The organism is Cellulomonas sp. NS3 (assembly GCF_024757985.1).
GTDB lineage: Bacteria > Actinomycetota > Actinomycetes > Actinomycetales > Cellulomonadaceae > Cellulomonas_A.
Window position 1 is genome coordinate 3,906,462 of sequence record NZ_CP103289.1, and the last position, 19,092, is coordinate 3,925,553.

At 76.4% G+C, this 19,092-nt stretch carries 17 protein-coding genes; 7 read left to right on the top strand and 10 right to left on the bottom strand.

The features are described 5' to 3' along the window. Positions 1 to 63: 63 nt before the first annotated feature. Together NXY84_RS17655 and NXY84_RS17660 are read right to left on the bottom strand one after the other, a co-directional pair. On the bottom strand, positions 64 to 1,257 hold the full coding sequence (locus NXY84_RS17655; protein ID WP_258724335.1) for an ATP-binding protein: 1,194 nt from the start codon (positions 1,255 to 1,257) through the stop codon (positions 64 to 66). A 122-nt stretch (positions 1,258 to 1,379) separates the two neighbouring features. Next, positions 1,380 to 2,537, bottom strand: coding sequence for a M15 family metallopeptidase (locus NXY84_RS17660; protein ID WP_258724336.1), 1,158 nt, complete (start codon positions 2,535 to 2,537; stop codon positions 1,380 to 1,382). A 258-nt stretch (positions 2,538 to 2,795) separates the two neighbouring features. Here NXY84_RS17660 and NXY84_RS17665 point away from each other — a divergent pair, with 258 nt between their 5' ends. The 4 genes from NXY84_RS17665 to NXY84_RS17685 all read left to right on the top strand — a co-directional run bounded on the left by NXY84_RS17665 (position 2,796) and on the right by NXY84_RS17685 (position 8,654). Further along, positions 2,796 to 3,233, top strand: coding sequence for a hypothetical protein (locus NXY84_RS17665; RefSeq protein ID WP_258724337.1), 438 nt, complete (start codon positions 2,796 to 2,798; stop codon positions 3,231 to 3,233). 120 nt (positions 3,234 to 3,353) lie between these two features. After that, positions 3,354 to 3,953: a protein-L-isoaspartate O-methyltransferase family protein gene (locus NXY84_RS17670; RefSeq protein WP_258724338.1), complete on the top strand. Its 600-nt coding sequence runs from the start codon at positions 3,354 to 3,356 to the stop codon at positions 3,951 to 3,953. Positions 3,954 to 4,158: 205 nt separating this feature from the next. Continuing rightward, entirely contained in the window at positions 4,159 to 8,031 is a 3,873-nt protein-coding gene (locus tag NXY84_RS21790) for a S8 family serine peptidase (protein WP_309485018.1), read from the top strand. 176 nt (positions 8,032 to 8,207) lie between these two features. After that, on the top strand, positions 8,208 to 8,654 hold the full coding sequence (locus NXY84_RS17685; RefSeq protein ID WP_258724339.1) for a DUF3806 domain-containing protein: 447 nt from the start codon (positions 8,208 to 8,210) through the stop codon (positions 8,652 to 8,654). Between the two features lie 8 nt (positions 8,655 to 8,662). On the opposite strand, the gene NXY84_RS17690 is transcribed toward NXY84_RS17685, so the two are convergent. Then, a complete protein-coding gene (locus NXY84_RS17690; RefSeq protein ID WP_258727267.1) occupies positions 8,663 to 9,301 on the bottom strand; it encodes a ribonuclease H family protein in 639 nt (212 codons plus the stop codon). Positions 9,302 to 9,496: 195 nt separating this feature from the next. Between NXY84_RS17690 and NXY84_RS17695 the strand changes: the two genes are divergently transcribed. After that, positions 9,497 to 10,066 carry a hypothetical protein gene (locus NXY84_RS17695; RefSeq protein ID WP_258724340.1) on the top strand — a complete coding sequence of 190 codons (570 nt, stop codon included), beginning with the start codon at positions 9,497 to 9,499 and terminating at the stop codon, positions 10,064 to 10,066. 75 nt (positions 10,067 to 10,141) lie between these two features. Here the strand turns inward: NXY84_RS17695 and NXY84_RS17700 are convergent, their stop codons facing one another. Both NXY84_RS17700 and NXY84_RS17705 read right to left on the bottom strand, forming a co-directional pair. Continuing rightward, positions 10,142 to 10,351 (bottom strand): hypothetical protein, encoded by a 210-nt coding sequence (locus tag NXY84_RS17700; RefSeq protein ID WP_258724341.1) that lies wholly within the window; start codon positions 10,349 to 10,351, stop codon positions 10,142 to 10,144. A 125-nt stretch (positions 10,352 to 10,476) separates the two neighbouring features. Then, positions 10,477 to 11,430 carry a 5'-3' exonuclease gene (locus NXY84_RS17705; protein WP_258724342.1) on the bottom strand — a complete coding sequence of 318 codons (954 nt, stop codon included), beginning with the start codon at positions 11,428 to 11,430 and terminating at the stop codon, positions 10,477 to 10,479. Between the two features lie 166 nt (positions 11,431 to 11,596). On the opposite strand from NXY84_RS17705, the gene NXY84_RS17710 reads away from it, so the two are divergent. Then, a complete protein-coding gene (locus NXY84_RS17710; protein WP_258724343.1) occupies positions 11,597 to 11,980 on the top strand; it encodes an RNA-binding S4 domain-containing protein in 384 nt (127 codons plus the stop codon). A gap of 222 nt (positions 11,981 to 12,202) precedes the next feature. After that, positions 12,203 to 12,907 (top strand): DUF6518 family protein, encoded by a 705-nt coding sequence (locus NXY84_RS17715; protein ID WP_258724344.1) that lies wholly within the window; start codon positions 12,203 to 12,205, stop codon positions 12,905 to 12,907. A 13-nt stretch (positions 12,908 to 12,920) separates the two neighbouring features. On the opposite strand, the gene NXY84_RS17720 is transcribed toward NXY84_RS17715, so the two are convergent. From NXY84_RS17720 to NXY84_RS17740, 5 genes are all read right to left on the bottom strand, one after another. Next, positions 12,921 to 14,465: a SpoIIE family protein phosphatase gene (locus NXY84_RS17720; protein ID WP_258724345.1), complete on the bottom strand. Its 1,545-nt coding sequence runs from the start codon at positions 14,463 to 14,465 to the stop codon at positions 12,921 to 12,923. Continuing rightward, complete coding sequence (locus NXY84_RS17725) at positions 14,462 to 15,259, bottom strand: alpha/beta fold hydrolase (protein ID WP_258724346.1); 798 nt, start codon at positions 15,257 to 15,259, stop codon at positions 14,462 to 14,464. Before NXY84_RS17725 ends, NXY84_RS17720 begins: the two co-directional genes overlap by 4 nt. 95 nt (positions 15,260 to 15,354) lie before the next feature. Next, positions 15,355 to 16,857: a hypothetical protein gene (locus NXY84_RS17730; RefSeq protein ID WP_258724347.1), complete on the bottom strand. Its 1,503-nt coding sequence runs from the start codon at positions 16,855 to 16,857 to the stop codon at positions 15,355 to 15,357. Positions 16,858 to 17,011: 154 nt separating this feature from the next. After that, a complete protein-coding gene (locus NXY84_RS17735) occupies positions 17,012 to 17,572 on the bottom strand; it encodes an RNA polymerase sigma factor (protein ID WP_309485019.1) in 561 nt (186 codons plus the stop codon). 115 nt (positions 17,573 to 17,687) lie between these two features. Beyond that, positions 17,688 to 19,028, bottom strand: coding sequence for a MinD/ParA family ATP-binding protein (locus NXY84_RS17740; RefSeq protein WP_258724348.1), 1,341 nt, complete (start codon positions 19,026 to 19,028; stop codon positions 17,688 to 17,690). Between the last annotated feature and the right edge of the window lie 64 nt (positions 19,029 to 19,092).

The following is a 19,092-nucleotide window of genomic DNA, read 5'->3' on the forward strand; positions in this document are numbered from 1 at the left end:
CGCGGTGCACGGGACGTCGACCCGCACGGCACGGCGGAGCGAGCGGTGCCGCACGCCGGACGCTCACACCGTCCGGTGCAGGTGCCGCTCCACCACGGCCGCCGGCGCCCCGGCCTCCTGCAGCGCCCGCGCCGCGCGCGCGTGCAGGTCGCGGCGCTCGGCGGGGTCGAGCCCGGCGTACAGCGCGGTGCGCACGAGGTCGTGCCGGAACGCGAGCCGGTCGCCGCGCGCGTGCACGACGCCCGCCGCGAGCGCGTGCCGGAGGATCCGCCAGCAGTGCGCGACGGGCAGGTCGGCGAGCTCGGCGAGGTCCCCGACGACGAACGACGAGCCGAGCACCGACGCCCGGGCGAGCAGCGCGGTGACCTCGGCGCCGAGGTAGTCGAGGCGGGCGACGACGAGGGCGTCGAGCGGCCCGACCCAGCCGTCGTGCGCGACGTCGACACCGCCCGGCGGCGTGGGCACGAGCGCGTCGGCCTCCTGGAGCGCCCGGACGAGGTCGGCGACGAACCGCGGGTTGCCGCCCGTGGTGGCGAGCGCGCCGCGCAGCGCCGGGCCGGCGGGGGCACCGAGGCGCGACTCCGCGAGCTCGACGACGGCGGCGGGCGCGAGCGGACGCAGCTCGACGTAGCGGGCGCCGGCGCGCGTCCAGGCGGCGACGACCGTCGCGAGCTCGGCGCCGCGCGGCACGGGCCGCATCGTCGCGAGCAGCAGTGCCCGCTCGACGGCGCCCTCGCGCGCGAGGCGGTAGAGCACCGCGAGCGACGCCTCGTCGGCGAGGTGCAGGTCGTCGAGCACGAGCAGCCAGGGTCCGGAGTCGCCGCGGCGGCGGACGAGCGCGGTGAACAGCTCCTCGGTGCGCGCGACGACGGCGGGCGCCGCGGGGGTGTCGCGCGCGCGGTCGAGCAGCGCCGCGAGCTCCTCCTCGACGGGCGAGGGCCCACGGGAGGGCCCCGGCCCCAGCGCGTCGTCGGCCCCGTGCACCGGCCGCGCCGGCAGCAGGGCCTCGGCGAGCAGCGCGAACGCGCGGCGCGGGACCCCGGACGCCGACGCGCCGCGGACCTCGAGGCCGAGCAGGTGCGCGGTCGTCCGGACCGCGTGCGCGATCGACGACTTGCCGACGCCTGCCTCGCCCTCGAGCAGCATGATCGAGCCGCTCCCGGCGGACACCGACGACAGCACGTCGTCCAGGTCGTCGAGCTCGGGCCCACGCCCGACGAGCGGCCGATCGCGACCGGGCTCGCCATGAGCACTCATGGGGCCGATGGTAGGTCCTGCGCGCCCTCCCGGCCGGGCGGCGCGAGCGGGGTGGGCGTGCTGGTCAGCGGTCCGGGAGCCGCGCGCCCGGCGTGCCGGAGCAGGGCGGGCGGGCGGCCCGGTCAGCCGACGTACTCCCAGTGCCACGCCTCGGGCTTGCTGCCGGTCGCGCGGGCCCACTCGGGGAGCGTCCAGCCGTACTCGTCGGCGTTCGCGACGAGCCAGCGGTGCTGCCGCGTGCCGAACGTCTGGATGCCGCCGCCGAGGTCGACGGCCGTGCCGAGACCGTGGTTCGAGGTCCCGGGCGCCGCGCACAGGCTGCCCTTGGTGCGCGTGCACGCGTACTGCCCGGCGAGCGAGCGGTAGGAGTCGGAGACCGTGATGTGCACGCCGAACGCGTCGACATACGCGGCGTCGAGCAGCTCGAGCTGCTCGGCGGCGTCGCAGCGCAGCTCGTGCGACGTGTCGAAGTCGAGCTCGCAAAGCGCCGACTCGGGCACCTGGCCGTTGCCGTACTTCTCGAGCGACGTGCGCCACGCGGCGCGCGTCGCGGCCTGCTCGGCGGCGACCCGCTCGGCCTCGGCGGCGGCGCGCTGGGACTCGGCGGCGGCGGCTGCCTGGACGCCCTGGGCGACCTCGACGGCGGCGGAGTTGGCCTCGGCGACGAGCACGACCTGGGCGGACGCCTGGGCGACCTTCTCGACCGCCTCGCGCAGACGGGCCGTCGTGGCGTCCTCGGGCCCCTTCGGGACGTCGACGCCCGCGACCCTGGCGGGGACCTGGGTGGTGAGGATGGCCTTCTCGTCCGCGGCGGACGCGGAGCCCGAGGGCGTCGGCGCGGGCGCGTCGGACGGGAGCGGCGCGGGGGCCGGCTCGGCGGCGCCCTCGGTCGGCGCCGGGGCGGACCCGGCGAGCGGGGCGGCGGGGCCGGTCGCGGTGGGCTCGGGTGCGGTGGCGGTCGCGGGGTCGGCGGCGCTCTCCGCGCGGGCGATCTCGAGGAGCTCACCGAGCTCGGCGACGGCCTCGTCGAGCGGCGCGACGACCTCGGCGGTCAGCGCGGCGGCGCTCGCGGTCTCCTTGGCGACCTGCGCGCGGGCTGCCACGGAGTCGGCGACCTGGACGACGGCGGCGCGGCGCTCGGTGAGCGCGGCCTCGGTCGCCTCGGCGGAGGCGGCCAGCTGGGCCTGCTCCTCCTGGGCCTGCTCGGCGGCCTGTCGCTGCGCGGTCACGTCGGCCATGCTCGGCACGGTGAACGCGTAGGCGCTGACGCTGAGCGTCATGGCGACGGCGACGGCACCGCGGGCCACCTGGACTGCGGTGGCGCGCGGCTGGGCGGCGGCTCCGGCGCGGGGGGCAGCGTGCCGCCCACCGCGTGCAGAGCGCCGCGTGGTCGGCAATCTGTCACTCACACGTAACACGTTATGTGTATCGGACCGAGGTCCTCGACCCTTGAGGGTGAGTTTCTTTGTGGGTCTCGTCACGCTTCCGTGACAGATTGACCCTCCCGTGCCCGATGTGTCCCGGCTACGCTTCTGGACGTGGACTCAGGGGACCTCGACGACGCTCGCGCGCCCGGACGAGCGGCGCACGCCGCACCGGACGCACCGCTGACCCGTGCGCAGATCCGCGCTCGCGAACGGGCCGCCGAGCCGCAGGGCCTCGACGACCTCTACGACATCGGACGCCTCGCGGACCGGCTCGGCGTCGAGCACGCGACCATCCGCGTGTGGCTCTCGCGCAAGGTGCCGTGGCTCCCGGCACCCGACGGCCGGCTCAACGGCGGCGCCGTGTGGCGCGCGTCGACGCTCGAGGGCATCGAGCAGCGGCGCACCCCCGGCCGCCCGGGCCGCCGCCCGCGCACGGTCGCCCAGCTCATCTCCGAGACCCAGTCGATCCCCGTCGTCTCCGTGCAGGCCGTGCTCGACCCGCTGCCGCCCGCCACCGGCCAGCTCCCCGTCGTCGCCCCCGCGCCCTGACCACCGCGGACCGCGACCACCCCGCGCCGGCCCCCGCCCGCCCGCACCGCCGCCGCCCGACACCCGCGCCGGCCCGCTCTCTCCGCTGACACCCTCCGGCCGCGCGCCTACGCTCGACGGATGACGGGTGTGGGCGGCCGCCGGCCGGACCCGCTCGAGCGGGCCGACGACGTCGCGCAGGCGATGCGCGACCTGGACCGGCGCGCGTTCCTGCCGCCCGACCAGCGCCCGCACGCGCACGAGGACCGTCCCCTGCCGCTCGGCCACGGCCTGACGTGCTCCCAGCCGAGCACCGTCGCGACGATGCTGCGGTGGCTGCGCGTCCCCGTCGGCGCGCGCGTGCTCGACGTCGGCTCGGGCTCGGGGTGGACGACCGCGCTGCTCGCCCGGCTCGTCGGGCCGCAGGGCGAGGTGCTCGGCCTCGAGCTCGAGCCCGGGCTCGCGCAGTGGGGTGCGGAGAACCTGGCGGCGACCCGGCAGCCGTGGGCACGGATCGAGCCCGCGACGCCGGGGACCCCCGGGCGCGAGGTCTCGGGCGGCTGGTCGCGCATCCTCGTGTCGGCGGCGGCGCAGCGCCTCCCCCACGCGCTGCTTCGCCAGGTCGCCGACGGCGGGCGCGTGGTGCTGCCGGTGCGCACGACGCTGTGGGTCGTCGAGCGGCGCGGCGAGACGTTCGTGCACCGTCGCCTGGGCAGCTACGCGTTCGTCCCGCTGCGCTGACGAGGGGTTCCGCACGGCACTGAGCACACCGATGTGACCGGGAGTCGTACTCAGCAGTAACTCGTGGTGCCCGAACGGGTGACGAATCACCCGTTCGGGATTACCGTCACCCCGGGGGCCGTCCCGCGATCCGGGACACCACGACACTCGGGCGGCGCCACAGATCCTCACCACGCCTTCACCCGCCCCGCCCAGGAGTGAGCCCATGACGCCTCGCCCGCTGCTCTCCGTGCTGACGACCCTCGCGCTCGCCGCGACGTCGACCCTCGTCGGCGCCCAGGTCGCCGCCGCAGCCCCCGACCCAGGCTCACCCGGCGGCGCCGTCGCCTCGGGCAAGGACCTCTCCCGCGCCAAGGTGAGCCGCAGCGTCCTCGACGCCGCGGGCACGATCACCGCGTTCGTCGAGCTCGACGCCCCGTCGGGCCTCGACGTCGTCGAGGACGGCGGCACGCCCGCCGAGGTCCGCGCCGCGACCGCGCAGGTCGACGAGCTGGCCGCGCAGGTAGTTCCCGAGCGCGTCACGGCACGCTCCGCGACGGCCGCACCCCGCCGCATCTCGACCCTCTCGAACGTGGTCTCCGGCACGCTCGTGACGGGCGACGCCGCGACCATCAGCCGGCTCGCGGAGTCGGACGACGTCGTCTCGATCCGCCGCGTGACCCCGAAGACGCCCGACAACCGGAACACCGACGTGTTCACGCGGGCGCTCGAGGTGTGGCAGTCCACCGGCCAGACGGGCGAGGGCGTCCGCGTCGGCGTCATCGACACCGGCGTCGACTACACGCACGCGTCGTTCGGCGGCCCCGGCACGGTCGAGGCCTACGACGCCGCGTACGGCGAGGACGGCACGCAGCCGGTCCCCGAGGGCTCGTACGACCCCGAGAAGTACCTCGGCGGCTACGACTTCGCCGGCCCGCTCTACGACCCGAGCGAGGACATCCCGGGCACGAGCGCGATCCCGGTACCCGACGAGAACCCGATCGACAGCCTGTACACGAGCGACAACAGCGGCCACGGCACGCACGTCGCCGGCACCGCCGTGGGCTACGGCGTGACCGCGGACGGCACGACGTTCGAGGGCGACTACGCGTCGCTCACGGACCTGTCCGACTGGCAGGTCGGGCCCGGCTCGGCCCCCGAGGCCGGCGTCTACGCGCTCAAGGTCTTCGGTGACCTCGGCGGGTCGACAAACCTCACGTCCCTGGCGCTCGACTGGGCCGCCGACCCGAACGGCGACGGCGACTTCAACGACCACCTCGACGTCGTCAACCTCTCGCTCGGCGCCTCCGCCGCACCCGTCGACGACCCGGACACGCTCGTCGTCAACCGGCTCTCCGACCTCGGCGTGCTGTCCGTGTTCTCGGCCGGCAACTCCGGTGACATCACCGACGTCGGCGGCTCGCCGGGCAGCGCGACCTCGGGCCTCACGGTCGCCAACTCGGTCGGCAGCCCGCTCGACCTGGACGGCGTCGAGGTCACGGTCGGCTCCGACCCGTCGCTCGACGGCACCTACGCCGCGCAGAACAGCATCGCCTACGCCGGCACCGAGGACGTCACGGCGCCCGTCGCCTACCTCGGCGACGACGTCGACGGCTGCGAGCCGCTCACCGAGTTCGCGGACGAGCTCGCCGGCAAGATCGCCTACCTGTGGTGGGACGACGACGACTCGGCCCGCCGCTGCGGCAGCGTCGCGCGCTTCAACGCGGCCGAGGCCGCCGGCGCGGTCGGCGTCCTGATCGGAACCGAGAACACGATCTTCTCGGCCGGCATCTCGGGGAACCCGACGATCCCGGGCGCCCAGCTCACGGCTGCCTCGACCGACGCGCTCCTGCCCGCCATCCAGACCGGCACCGTGACGGCCCGCATCGGCCCGTCGCTCGCCGGCACGGTCCAGGACGCGTCCGCGGGTGACGCGCTCAACCCCGGCTCCTCGCGCGGCGCGCACGGCTCGCTCGGCATCCTCAAGCCGGACGTCGCCGCGCCGGGCACGAGCATCCAGTCCGCCGCGTCGGGCACCGGCAACGAAGCCCACACGCTCTCGGGCACCTCGATGGCCGCGCCGCACGTCGCCGGCATCGCCGCGCTCGTCCGTGCGACCAACCCGGGCTGGACGCCCGCGCAGGTCAAGGCGTCGATCGTGAACACCGCGACGCACGACCTGTTCACCGGCCCGAACCAGACCGGTGAGGTCTACGGCCCCGAGCGGGTCGGCTCCGGCCGGGTCGACGCGGTCGACGCCGTCGCCAACGGCGTCCTCGCCTACGCCTCCGAGGCCCCCGAGCAGGTCTCGGTCGTGTTCGGCGTCGTCGACGTCGGCGCCCAGACGGTCGTCGAGAAGAAGACCGTCACGGTGACGAACACGAGCAACCGCGCGGTCCGCTACGCGACGGCGTTCGACTCGGCCACGACCGCGGGCGGTGCGACGGTGACGACCTCGCCGGCGAGCCTCACCGTCCCGGCCGGGCAGTCCCGTCTCGTCACGCTGACCCTCACCGCCGACCCGGCGACGCTCGAGCGCGAGCTCGACCCGACCTCCGAGGTCGAGCAGGGCGGGGTCCCGCGCGAGTACGTCGCCACGGTCTCGGGGCGTCTCGTGCTCACGACCGACGGCAGCGAGCTGCGGGTCCCGGTGCACGCTGCACCGCGCCTCGTGAGCGACCTGACCGCGCAGCCCGTCGAGTTCGCCGACGCCGCCACGACGACCGCGGAGCTCGCGCTCACCGGCCGCGGGGTCGCGTCGGGGGGCTGGTACTCCCTCGCCGCACCGCTGGTCCTCGGGGCCACGAGCCCGCAGCTCGAGGACGACCCGCGCGTCGAGACGTCGCCGTCGGCCAACGCCGCCGGTGACCTGCGGTACGTCGGGTGGTCCACGACCGCGCCGCAGCGCGCGGCCGCGGGCGGGACGCCCGAGGACGGGTACCTCGGCATCGGCATCGCGACCGAGGGCGAGTGGGCCACCCTCGGCGCGTACACCAAGCCGGTGATCGAGCTCGACATCGACGCCGACGGGACGTACGACACGCAGACGGTCGTGCAGAAGCTCGACGACTCGTCCGACGTGACCGTGCAGGCGACGTTCGACCTCGTGACCGACGAGGTCATCGACGTGCAGCCCGTCAACGGCTTCTTCGGCGACGTCGACACCACGGTGTTCGACAACAACGTCGTCGTGATCCCGCTGAGCCTCGCGGACGTCGGCATCACGCCGGGCGCGACGCCGACCGTCCGGGTCTGGACGTACTCCGAGTACGCCGCAGCCCCGACGGGCGTGGTCGACGAGGTCGAGCCGTTCACGGTCGACCCGTTCACGCCGCCGTTCTGGTTCGACGCCGGCACCCCGGACTCGCTGTGGTTCCTGTCCGGTCCCGACGCGCCGATCACCGTGCACCGCACCGAGGCGGCCAAGGCCGGCGAGTCGCAGCTGCTCGTGCTGCACAGCCGCAACGCCACGACGACGGCGCGCGCGCAGCTCGTCGACGTCACGGTCCCCGCGGCGACGCCCACGACCACGAGCCTCAAGGTCAGCGGCTCGGCGAAGGCCGGTGCGGAGCTCACGCTCACCGCCACGGTGGACCCCGCCGAGGCGACCGGCACCGTCCGGTTCCTCGACGGTGAGACCGAGCTCGCCGCGGTCCCGGTGACCTACGGGAAGGCGACCGCGAAGGTCCGCCTCGGTGCGGGCTCGCACGCGCTGTCCGCGGTCTTCACCCCGGACGGCGGCACGTTCGCGGCGTCGACCTCGACGGTCGTGACGACCGAGGTCGCGAAGTCGGGCTCGACGCTCGGGCTCATGCTGTCGAAGGCGTCGGGGAAGCCCGGCGACGCCGTCAGCGCGACCGTGACCGTGAAGGGCCGCACCACGGCGCCGACCGGCACGGTCGAGATCCGCGAGCGCGGCACGGTGCTCGGCACGGGCACGCTCGTGACCGACGGTCTCACCGGCACCGTCACGATCGCGCTGCCGACGGACCTCAAGGTCGGCACGCACCAGATCACCGCGGTCTACCTGGGCAGCGCCGACGTCGAGAGCTCCAAGACGCAGCGCTCGTACCAGGTGAAGCAGGCACGCCGCAGCTGATCACCGGGGCCGCCGCACGGCGGCTCGCGCACGGCACAGGAGGGGCGTCACCGGTCGGTCCGGGGGCGCCCCTCCGGCGTGCCCGGACCGGGACCGGCGCGGCCGGGGAGCGGCCGGTCGGGGAACCACCCTCGCGGAGGTTCAAGCAGCGGTCACCGCCGACCGATCAACGGGTCATGACCGCTCACGCTCTCGCACCTCGTCCGGAGGTCGCCCCGCTCAACGCCGCCGAGCTCGTCTTCGTGGCGCAGCACCGCGAGCTCGTCGCCGGCCTGTGCGGCGGCTCGGTCGCGGCCGACTCCCTCGGCGCCCTGTACGACCGGGTCCTCGTGACGTGGGCGGCGTCGCCCGCCGAGGACCGCGTCGACGCCGAGCAGCTCGTGCGCGCGTTCGGGATCGCGCTCGGCGACCTCGTCGTCGCGCTGTCGCCGGGGACGGCGTGGGTCTCGTCGACCGACGACGCGGGCACCGAGCTCGCGCTCAGCCACCCGGGGGTCGACGTGCTCGTGTACCCGATCGGGGTCGTCAGCCGGCGCTGGTCGGCCGGCGAGACCGGGTGGCTCGCGGGGTACCCGGACGAGATCGCCCGCGGGCTCGCGGAGCTCGCGACCTCCGAGGGCTGACCGGCCGCTCAGAACAGGACGTCGAGCTCCGGCTCGGGCTGCGTGCCGCGCGGGACCCGCGCCGCAGGTGCCGTGCGTCCGCCGGCGGACCGCGTCGCCGCCGTCCGCGCGGGCGCCGCAGCGACGGCCGCCGTCGCGACCGGTGCCGGCCCGGCGACGCCCACGGTCACCTCGCCGGTCACCGACGTCCGGGTCACGACGACGTCACCCTGCTGGGCGGCCCGCGCCGCGGCACCGCACAGCGCGTCGGCCCGCTCGTTGAAGTGGTCGCCCTGGTGCCCGCGGACCCAGTGGAAGACGACCTCGCCCTCCCGCTCCGCGAGCGCGCGCTCGATGGCCTGCACGAGCCCGAGGTTCTGCACCGGTCCGCCGCTCGCGGTGCGCCAGCCCTTGCGCTTCCAGCTCGCGACCCATACCGACGCGCACTTGATCGCGTACGTCGAGTCGGACTCGATGCGCAGCGGCTCGGCCCCGGGGTGCGCGAGGACCGCCTCCAACAAGGCGGTGAGCTCGGCGATCTGGTTGGTGCCCGACGCGATCCCGCCCGACGCGGACGAGCCGTCGTGGTTGACCCACGCCCAGCCGCTCGCCCCTCCGGGGTTGCGCAGGCAGGAGCCGTCCGTGCTGACCGTGATCACGCCGACCATTGTGCCGGGCGCGGGCGGCACGCCGGCGCGCCGCACCCGCCGCCGGGGGGCCTCGGCCCGGACGTCGACCACGACGAGCACCGCGGCGCGGCGGTTCCGTAGTACCGGAGCGCGGAACGGCCCGCGCCCACCCGATCGGGCGACGGCGGGCCGCATCCCCTCACGTCCGCGCAGGTCAGTGCCGATGAGGTGGGCATGACGGCCATCGACGGCAGCACCTTCGACCTCTTCGACGACTTCACGTCGGGTGACGCCGCGCAGCGCGCCGCGTCCCGTCTCAGCTCCCTGCGGCGGCTGGCCGTCGTGCTCACCGCGGGCGCGCTCGTGGTGAGCGGCGCGGTCGGCGCCCGGGCCGCGCTCGACGCCCGGAGCACGGAGCCCGTGGTCGTCGCCCCCGCGGTCCTGTTCGGGGTGCTCGCGGAGCGGCAGCGCGACGCGGACGTCCTCGCGGAGGAGCCCGGCACGGCGCTGCTGGACCCCGCGAGCACGCGGTTCCTCGGCGAGACGACGGCCGGCAGCCACTACCTCGCGGTGCACGCGACGGGCCTCGTCTGCCTCGTCACGGTGCCCGTCGGCGAGGTCGCCGAGGTCGGGTGCACCGACCCGGTCGCGAGCGACCACCTGCTACGCGCGGAGCACACGTCACCCGTGCCGCTGACCCTCGCGCTCGTCCCGGACGGCCTGGCCCCGGCCGCGGACGGGGCCCCGTGGGAGCGCCTCTCGGCGAACCTCTACGTCCGCGACGGGGTCTCGTCGCACTCGTAGCCGCCCGACCCTGCCCGCGCCCGGCCCGGCCTGGCGGCTGCTCCCGCGGCCAGGGCGACGGGCCGCCCCCCGCGCTCACCCGGGGCGGGTCGTCACCGTGATCCGGCCGCTGGTCAGGCTGCGGTCGAGGCAGCCGAGCACGCGGCGCACGTCCGCCTCGCTCGCCTCCGGCTCGAACGTCATCGTGGCCGACCACGGCGGCGCGTCCGCAGTCATCAGGGACTCGGCGACGGCGTCGTCGTCGCACGCACCCAGGTCACCCCTCGGGTCGCGGATCTCGATCACCCAGGGTCCCCCCTCGGGGACGGCGGGGGCGTCCCCGGACCTCGTCCGGCCACGAGCACGGCGACGACCGTGAGCGCCGCACCGCCCACGACCGCGGCCGCCACCACACGCGTACGCACAGCCGCTCAGTCCAGCGTGAGCGCCGTGACCACGCGCGTGACGCTCGACGTGAGGCCCCAGCGCGTCGTGAGCTCGACGAGGCGGTCGGGGTCGGCCGGCGTTGCGGGCAGGGTGTCGTCGACGTCGCCGACCGGGGCGTCGGGCGCGACCCGGACGACCGTCGGCGCGACCGCGAGGTAGTCGGCGGCCTCGACGAGCTTGGCACGCTGGCTCTTGGTGAGCCCCGCGTCCCCGGCGTCGCGCGCCGCGAGGATGCCCGCGAGGTCGCCGTACCGGGCGACGAGCGCCGCCGCGGTCTTCTCACCGATGCCCGCGACACCCGGCAGCCCGTCGCTCGGGTCGCCGCGCAGCACCGCCATGTCGGCGTACGCCTGGCCGGACGCGACCGCGTACTTCTCCCGCAGCCGCGCGGTGTCGACGACCTCGAGGTCCTTGATGCCGCGCTGCGTGTAGAGCACGCGCACCGGCACGTCGTCGTCCACGAGCTGGAAGAGGTCGCGGTCGCCCGTGATGACGTCGACCGGGGACCGCTGCGCCGCGGGCCGGGCCTGCTCGCGCGCGACGAGCGTGCCGATGACGTCGTCGGCCTCGAAGCCCGGCGCACCGACGCGCGCGATGCCGAGCGCCGCCAGCACCTCCGCGATGACGGGGACCTGCGGCGAGAGCAGGTCGGGGACCTCCTCGGCCTCCGCACCGCCGGGCAGCACCTCGGCGACGCGGTGCGCCTTGTACGACGGGATCGCCTCGACGCGGAACGCCGGGCGCCAGTCGTCGTCCCAGCACGCGACGAGCCGCGACGGCCGGTGGTCGGTGACGAGGCGCGCGATCATGTCGAGCAGCCCGCGCACCGCGTTGACCGGGGTGCCGTCGGGCGCCTTGACCGAGTCGGGGACACCGAAGAACGCCCGGAAGTACAGCGACGCGGTGTCGAGCAGCAGGAGCGGGCGGCGGTCCGTCATGCACGGCACGCTACGGGACACCGGTGACGCCGCGGCGGCATCCGGCGCTCGGGTCTCGTGCTCGCGCACCGTGCTGCGTCCCGTGCTCGGAGCTCCTCCCGCGGGCGAGGTGGCACGCTGGGTGCATGACGGCTCCCCTCGGCGGCACGACTCGCGGCGGCACCCGGTGAGCGCGCCGACGTCGACCCCGGTCGCGACGCGGGTCGACCGCTGGACCTGGGCCGTGCGCCTGTTCCGCACGCGCGCGCTTGCCGCCGCCGCGATCCGGGCCGGGCACGTGAAGGTCAACGGCGACCGGGCGAAGCCCGCGACGCAGGTCAAGATCGGCGACGAGGTGCGCGTGCGCGAGGGCGGGGTCGAGCGGATCGTCGAGGTGGCGCGGGTCATCGAGAAGCGTGTCGGGGCGGCGCTCGTCGCCGACGTGCTCGTGGACCGCACCCCTCCCCCGCCGGAGCCGACCGAGATCGCGTTCGTGCCGACCCGGGACCGCGGCGCGGGGCGGCCGACCAAGCGCGAGCGGCGCGAGATCGAGAAGTTCCGCGGGCACTGACGCCGGGCGGGGGCCACGGGCGCGCGACCGTGCGTCACGGCCCCCGCTGCGCGTCCGCGGACCGGGCCGGCCGCTGCGGGTCGCACCCGCGCCACGTCCCCCGCCCCTCCCCGAACGCACCGCACGGCCGAGAGGTTGTGCACCCTGGGGAGGATGTTTCTCCTCCGCCTCGCGACCACAGGCGGATGCCGCCGGGCCTCCCGCACCGGTGGACTGGCGGGTATGACGGTGATCTCGCCCCTCGACCGGTCGCACGCCCGCGCTGCCGCCGTGCGCCGCGGCCCCGCCGTCCGGACGGCCCCGGGCCAGGCACCGGCGGTGCTCCCGGCCGACGAGCCGCTCGACCCGCTCGTCGGCATCGCGCTCGCGCTCGTCGGCGGCCTCCTGCTCGGTGTCGCGGCCCAGGTGCTCCAGGGCGTCCTGCCCGGCGCGTGGAGATCGGTCGCCACGTCGGTCGCCGTCTGGAGCCTGATCGGCGCCGGACTCGGCTCGCGCGTGACCGGGCGGTTCGCCCCCGGGCTCGTCGGCGTCGTCACGCTGCTCGCGCTGACCGGCGGCTACTCCGCCGCCGCGTCGCTCCAGGGCGTCCCGGCCGGCCCGGGGTACCTGCTCTTCTGGTCGCTCAGCGCGGTCGTCGGCGGCGTCGTGTTCGGCACCGCGGGCGCGTGGTGCCGGTTCGGGTCGGCCCGCGAGCGCGTCGCGGCCGCCGCCGTGCTCGGCGGGGTGCTCTGCTACGAGGGTCTCGTGCGGACGTTCGTGTTCGCCGACCAGGTGCCCGAGGGCCTCACGATGGTCGTGCTCGGCATCGGGGCGCCGCTGCTCGTCGGGCGCACGACGCGCGAGCGGGCGTACGCCGGCGTGGCGCTCGTGCCCGCGACGGCGCTCGGGCTGACCGCCTACCTCGTGCTCGACCTGCTGCCGGTCTGACGCCGGCCCCGGCTCAGCCCCTGGCAGGGCCGCCGCGCCAGCCGAGCAGCAGCACGCACACGTCGTCCCGCCCCCGCTCGTCGCGCAGCAGCCGCTGCACGAGCGCCGGGACCGCGACGCCCGCCGGCTCGTCGCGCAGGCTCGCCCCCGCGACCGCGAGCCCCTCGAGGCTCTCCTCGAGCAACCGGTGGCGCCGCTCCACGAGCCCGTCGGTGTAGAGCAGCAGCCGGTCGCCGGGCGCGAGCTCGAACGTCCCCTCGCGGCGCTCGCGCCCCGGGATCCGCACGCCCAGCGGAGCCGAGCGCCCGCCCCACAGCAGCTCCGCGCCCCCGCTCGCCCGTACCAGCAGCGGCGGCAGGTGGCCCGCGCACACGTACCGCGCGCGCCCCGTCGCGAGCTCGACCTCGACGTAGGCCATCGTCGCCATGGCCGCGGCGTGCACCTGGTCCACGAACCGGTCGAGCCGCTGCACGAGGCGCGCCGGCCCGACCCCCGGACCGGCGACGGCGCGGATCGCGCTGCGGACCTGACCCATCGCGCTGGCCGCCCCGAGCCCGCGCCCGACGACGTCCCCCACCACGACCGAGAGCACCCCGTCCGCGGCGAGGAACGCGTCGTGCCAGTCCCCGCCGACGTCGAGCGCCTCGACGCCCGGGCGGTAGGCGCTCGTCACCTCGAAGCGCGGGTCGACGGGCGGGTCGGTCGCGAGCAGCGAGTGCTGCAGCTCGTGCGCGACGGTCGCACTGTGCTCGTAGAGCTCGGCGCGGTGCAGCGCGAGCCCGGCCTGCTCCCCGAGCGCCGTGACGACCTCGAGCGCGAGCGGCTCGGCCCCCGGGTCGTCGCGCGGCAGCAGGACGAGCACGCCCTGCGGACCGGCCTGGCCGCGCAGCGGGACGACGACGCGGCCACCGTCGAGGACCGCGGGGCGCTGCCCGAGCGACGCGTCCGACGGCAGGCCGCCCACCTCGTCGACCCGCTCGCCGAGCGACCCGTGCAGCCGCAGCGCCCCCGAGGCGTCGGCGAGCCACACCGTCGCCGCGCGTGCACCGAGGTCCCCGACGGCCGCGTCGAGCACCGCGTGCGCGACACCCCGGACACCCGTCGCCCGGGACAGCGCCGACGTCGCCCGCTGCAGCACGCGCACCTGGGCGGCCGACCGGTCCGCCTCCCGGCGGGCGGCGAGCAGCTCGCGCTCGTACCGCGACCGCTCGCGCGCGCTCGACAGGGCCACGTGCACCTGGGCCCGGCCGTCCGCGTCGGTCCCCCGGACCAGCGCGGTGAGCAGCACGGGCATCCGGCCCGCGGGCGTGCGCAGCTCGAGCGCGACCTCGTCGGCCCGCCCGTCGACGTGCAGCATCGGCGCGAGGTGCGTCTCCCAGTAGATCCGGCCGCCGACCGACAGCAGCCCGCTCAGGCGCACCGATCCCACGACGTCCTCGCGCGCGCGGCCGACCCAGCGCAGGACCGTGTCGTTCGCCTCGACGACCGTGCCGTCCGCGTCGAGCACGAGCAGGCCCGACGGCGACGACCGCCATGCGTCCGCCGGACCGGCCGTCATGCCGCCAGGTACTCCCGCATCGCGGCCACGAGCTCGTCGGGGGCGCTGAGGTTCGGGCAGTGGCCGACCGCGTCGAGCAGCGCGTACTCGCTGCGCGGCAGGTGGTCGCGCACGTACTCCCCGACCGCGACCGGCGCGATCGCGTCCTCCCGGCACTGCACGACGAGCGCGGGGACGGTGCAGCGTGGCAGGTCGGCGCGGTTGTCCGAGAGGAACGTCGTCCGGGCGAACGCCCGCGCGATCGCGGGGTCCGTGCGGCAGAAGCTGCTCGTGAGCTCCTCGCCCAGCTCGGGCCGGTCCGGGCGGCCCATGATCACCGGCGCGATGAACGCCGACCAGCCGAGGTAGTTGTCGTCCATCGTGTCGAGCAGCTCGTCGATCTCGTCCTGCGTGAAGCCGCCCGTGTACCCGTCGTCGTCGACGTACCGGGGGCTCGGTCCGACCAGCACGAGCCGGTCCACGAGGTCGGGGCGCGCGACCGCCGCGAGCACGCCGATCATCGCGCTGACCGAGTGCCCGACGAGGACGGCCGGGCCGGCGTGCAGCGCCTCGATCACCTCGAGGACGTCGCGCGCGTAGCCGTCGAGGCGTCCGTGCCGCGCCGGGTCGTAGGCCGAGGCGTCCGAGCCGCCCGCGCCGACGTGGTCCATCAGGACGACCCGGTGGGTTCCCTCGAACGCCGGGACGACGTGCCGCCACATGCCCTTGTCGCACCCGAAGCCGTGCACGAGGAGCAGGAGCGGGCCGTCGGCACGGCCGCGCACCTCCACGTTGTTGCGCCTTAGGACGTCCACCCGCGACAGGGTACGTGCGGCCCTCGGGGCCCGCACGGGGCGACCCGGCGGCCCGCGTGTCGCGCCGCGGGCCACCCGTCGGGAAGGGCGGCGGGTCAGCGCGCCGTGAAGTCGAGACCGTCGTCGGCGACCGCGACGACGCTCCACGCGCCGCCCTCGTCGTCCGTGAGCTCGTAGCTCGGCACGAGCACGCTCGACCCGTCGGCCTGCGCGACCATCGCGAGCCCGAGCCGCGCCGACGTCAGCGTGACCTCCTGGACCGGCCACGAGATCGGCGAGCCCGCCGGGGTCAGCGGCGGGACCGTCGGCTCCTGCCCGGCGCCGTCGGACGACGCCTCGGAGCCGAGGTCCTCGGTCGTGGCCAGGGTCTCCTCGAGCGCACGGGCCTGCCCAGCGAGCGGCATCACGCCCACGGGCGACGAGCCGAAGCGCGGGTCCATGAGCCGCTCGACCGCGGCCGCGGGGCTCACGACGTCGTACTCCCCGAGCTCGACGACGGGCGCGAGCGAGCCGTAGAGGGCCTGCACGCCGTCGGCGACGAACGTCAGGCTCCACGACACGCCGCTGCGCTGCCCGTCGAGCACCTGGTGGGCATAGACCGTCGTCGCCGCGGGCTGCCCGGTGTCGGTCGCGACCTCGAGCTCGTACCCGCCCGCGTCCACGCCGAGCCGGTCGAGCAGGTCCCGGGTCTGGGCGCTCGCGTCGTCGCCGCTCGGGGCGGACCCCTCGGGCGCGCACGGGGGCAGCGCACCGAGGCCCGGGTCGCCCTCGCCCTCGGTGAGCCCGCTCGTCGCGGGGCCGTCCGGCGCGACCACGTCGGTGCCCGGGTCCGCGGGCGCGACGTCCGGGGTCTCGGGCGCCGACCGCACGCAGCTCCACGGGTCGCGCGCGGGGTCGGAGTAGCTCAGGCTCGCGAGCCCGTCGGGCTGGAGCTGGACGTTCGGTCCGGTGCCGTCCTGCGCCCCGACCGTCCACGCGCCCCACTGCTGGGTGGCGGCGCCCTCGACCCCCAGCACGCCCGCGACCCGCTCGGCGGTCTCCTGCGAGAACACCGACGCCGGGTCGAACGTCCACGCGCGCGCCGACCCGCCCTCCTCCGCGAGGCCGGAGCCCGTGAAGACGGTCCGCCCCCAGAAGCCCGGGGCGATCATCTTCGTGGCGACGGTGCTCTGGTCCAGGGCCATCGACTCGGCACCCGACGCCGGGGTCGCCGCCCGCCCGGTGCCGTCCAGCGTGATCGGTGCAGCCGCGGGGGTCGGCGCGTCGCCGCGGCCCAGCGCGTAGGCCCCCGAGCCGATCACCGCGACGCCCGCGACGGCCGCCGCGACCTGCAGCCAGCGGGCCGGCCGGCGTGCGGCACGCGCCTCCCGCGCGGCTCCGAGGTCCGTGACGCCCGACGCGTCCGCGCCGGCGCCCGACGCGCGTGCTGTGACCGCCTGCCGCAGCGCCGGGAGGTCCGCGACGGTCGACGCCGCGGGGTCGGCGGCCCGCACGCGGTCGAACGCGACGTCGGGCGTGGGCTCGTGCGGCGCGGGCTGCGGGCCGCCGGCGCCGGTCGCGTCGCTCGGGCCGGTCGGGCCGTCGGGGGTCGACGTCATGGTGCTCTCCTCGGGTGCGGTGCGGGACGTGCTGCTACCCCACCTGTGTCCCGGGGAGCCGGGTCCTTGCACGGTTCGCCTGCCGGTCGCCCGGACGCCGCGCTCGGCTGCCGCGCGGTCGCCGCACCACGCTCGCGCCGGGTCCGGGCCGCGCCTACGACCCGGGCGTCTCCGCCCACGCCTCGCGCAGCCGGGCCCGCGCCCGCGAGAGCGCCGCGTCGGCCCCTCCGCGCGAGATGCCCAGCACGTCCGCGAGCGCGTCCCCGGTGAGCCCCTCCCACGCGTTGAGCAGCAGCACCCGGCGGTCGCGCGCGCTCAGGGCCGCCAGCACCTCGCGCACGCGCTCGTCGGTCACCGCGAGCTCGGCGGGGTCGTCGTCGGCCGCGACGTCCGGGACGTCGCCCACGGGGACCGGCCGGCCCTTGCGCCGGTGGTTCGCGAGCACGAAGCCGGCCGTCCGGTAGAGCCACGGCAGCTCGGCGCCGAGCGGCACGTCGCCGCGCCGGCGCCACGCGACCGCGAGCACGTCCGCCGCGAGGTCCTCGGCGTCCCCGCGGGCGCCGCGCCGCACCAGGTAGCGCAGCACCGCCGTCGCGTGCTCGCGGAACAGGGCCTCGAACCAGGCGTCGTCACGCGGTCCGGCCGGGGGCGTCGGTGCGGCGGGACGGTCCGGGTCGACGGGGACGTCCGGGCTCGGGCTGGTCCGGGGCTGCACGGGTGCTCCTGGGGCTCGGTGGCGCGTCACGGGCGGACGGGTGCCTGTACCCGCACTGTGTCGCGTCGCCCCGCCGTCTTGCACCGGCGGCAGGACCCGCCGGCCGGCCGGCGGCTCAGAGCCCGTCGGCCACCGTCGCGGTCACCTGCAGCCAGGCGTCGCGCGTGCGCCGGTGCAGCGCGTCGTACTCGATGGGTCCGCCGGGGATCAGGCGCTTGTCGTGCGGGACGTCGAGCACCGCGCGGGTCAGCGCACCGAAGTGCTCGTGCAGCCGCTTGCGCAGGTGCTTGTCGACCTTGGGCTCGGGCGCCGAGAGCACCGTGACCGCGTGGCGCACCATCTCGGCGTGCCCGGTGGCCCGCAGCGCGTCGATCGCCCACGCCGCGGACTGCGCGGTGTCCTCGCGGACCGTCGAGACGATGACGAGCTGGTCCGCGGCGTCGATCGCGGCCTGCCAGTTCGAGGCGCGCATGTTGTTGCCGGTGTCGATGACCATGACCCGGTAGAACCGCGAGAGCGCGGTGTGCAGCGACGTGAACCCCTGCGCGTCGACCGACGCGGCCGACGCCGCGTCCTCGTCGGAGGCGAGGACGTCGAACTGCGAGCGGCCCTGCGAGCGCACGTAGCTGTCGAGGTCGCCCACCCGCGCCGAGGCGAGGTCGGTGAACCGGCCGATGTCCTGGAGCAGGTTGACCGCGGTGTTGGAGTGGCGCGCGTGCGTCGAGCGCCAGCCGAGCGTGCCGCGGGTCTCGTTGTTGTCCCACGCGAGCGTGTACCCGCCGCGGTGGATGCCGAACGTCGCGGCCATGAGCAGCGTCGCGGTGGTCTTGTGCGCGCCGCCCTTGGGGTTGATCACGACGATGGTCTTCGGCCCGTCGAGGCTGCGCTGGACGGAGTCGATCGCCGCCCGGCGCGCGCGCTCGGCACGGCCCGGCGCGGGCGACACGAGGCCCCCGGTGACGCGGCGCAGCCCGGCCTGCCAGCCGTTGTGGGCGGCGCCCTGCTGCGCGGTGCGCCGGCGGGTCGCGAGCAGGTCGTCGAGCGTCGGCGCCTGGCCGGCGGCGGCGACGGTCCGGTGCTCCCCGGTGCGGGTCCGGGTGCGCTCCTCGGCGGGCGCGCGGGTCTCGGCCACGGGCGCGGGGACGGCGGGGGTCGCGCCCGACGCGGTGTCGGTGACCGCGGTCGGCGCCTCCTCGACGCTGCCGTCCGGGTGGATCAGCAGCGACCACACGCCGTCCGGGTCCTCGACGGTCGCGGGGACGGGGCGCCCGAGCCCGGCGGCGATCTCGGCGACGAGCCCGGTCACTGCGGCGCCCGCCTCGGCGACGCTGCCGAGGGCCACCCGGCGCACGGAGCCGTCGACGACGACCTCGGCCGTCCCGTCCGCCCGCACCACTGCCTGGACGACGGACGGACCGGGTGACGGGTCTGCCGTCAACGCACTGCTCTCGCTCATGGGTCGGCCTCTTTCGTCGACGGTCACGCCAGGCACGAACCTACGCCGCATCGCCCTGACGTGC

Excerpts from the sequence above, each read along its gene's own strand:
- NXY84_RS21790 (WP_309485018.1), top strand. The coding sequence starts at position 4,159 with ATGACGCCTCGCCCGCTGCTCTCCGTGCTGACGACCCTCGCGCTCGCC.
- NXY84_RS17660 (WP_258724336.1), bottom strand. The coding sequence starts at position 2,537 with ATGACGCTCAGCGTCAGCGCCTACGCGTTCACCGTGCCGAGCATGGCC.
- NXY84_RS17740 (WP_258724348.1), bottom strand. The coding sequence starts at position 19,028 with ATGAGCGAGAGCAGTGCGTTGACGGCAGACCCGTCACCCGGTCCGTCC.
- NXY84_RS17695 (WP_258724340.1), top strand. The coding sequence starts at position 9,497 with ATGACGGCCATCGACGGCAGCACCTTCGACCTCTTCGACGACTTCACG.
- NXY84_RS17720 (WP_258724345.1), bottom strand. The coding sequence starts at position 14,465 with ATGACGGCCGGTCCGGCGGACGCATGGCGGTCGTCGCCGTCGGGCCTG.
- NXY84_RS17670 (WP_258724338.1), top strand. The coding sequence starts at position 3,354 with ATGACGGGTGTGGGCGGCCGCCGGCCGGACCCGCTCGAGCGGGCCGAC.
- NXY84_RS17690 (WP_258727267.1), bottom strand. The coding sequence starts at position 9,301 with ATGGTCGGCGTGATCACGGTCAGCACGGACGGCTCCTGCCTGCGCAAC.
- NXY84_RS17655 (WP_258724335.1), bottom strand. The coding sequence starts at position 1,257 with ATGAGTGCTCATGGCGAGCCCGGTCGCGATCGGCCGCTCGTCGGGCGT.
- NXY84_RS17685 (WP_258724339.1), top strand. The coding sequence starts at position 8,208 with ATGACCGCTCACGCTCTCGCACCTCGTCCGGAGGTCGCCCCGCTCAAC.
- NXY84_RS17705 (WP_258724342.1), bottom strand. The coding sequence starts at position 11,430 with ATGACGGACCGCCGCCCGCTCCTGCTGCTCGACACCGCGTCGCTGTAC.
- NXY84_RS17730 (WP_258724347.1), bottom strand. The coding sequence starts at position 16,857 with ATGACGTCGACCCCCGACGGCCCGACCGGCCCGAGCGACGCGACCGGC.
- NXY84_RS17715 (WP_258724344.1), top strand. The coding sequence starts at position 12,203 with ATGACGGTGATCTCGCCCCTCGACCGGTCGCACGCCCGCGCTGCCGCC.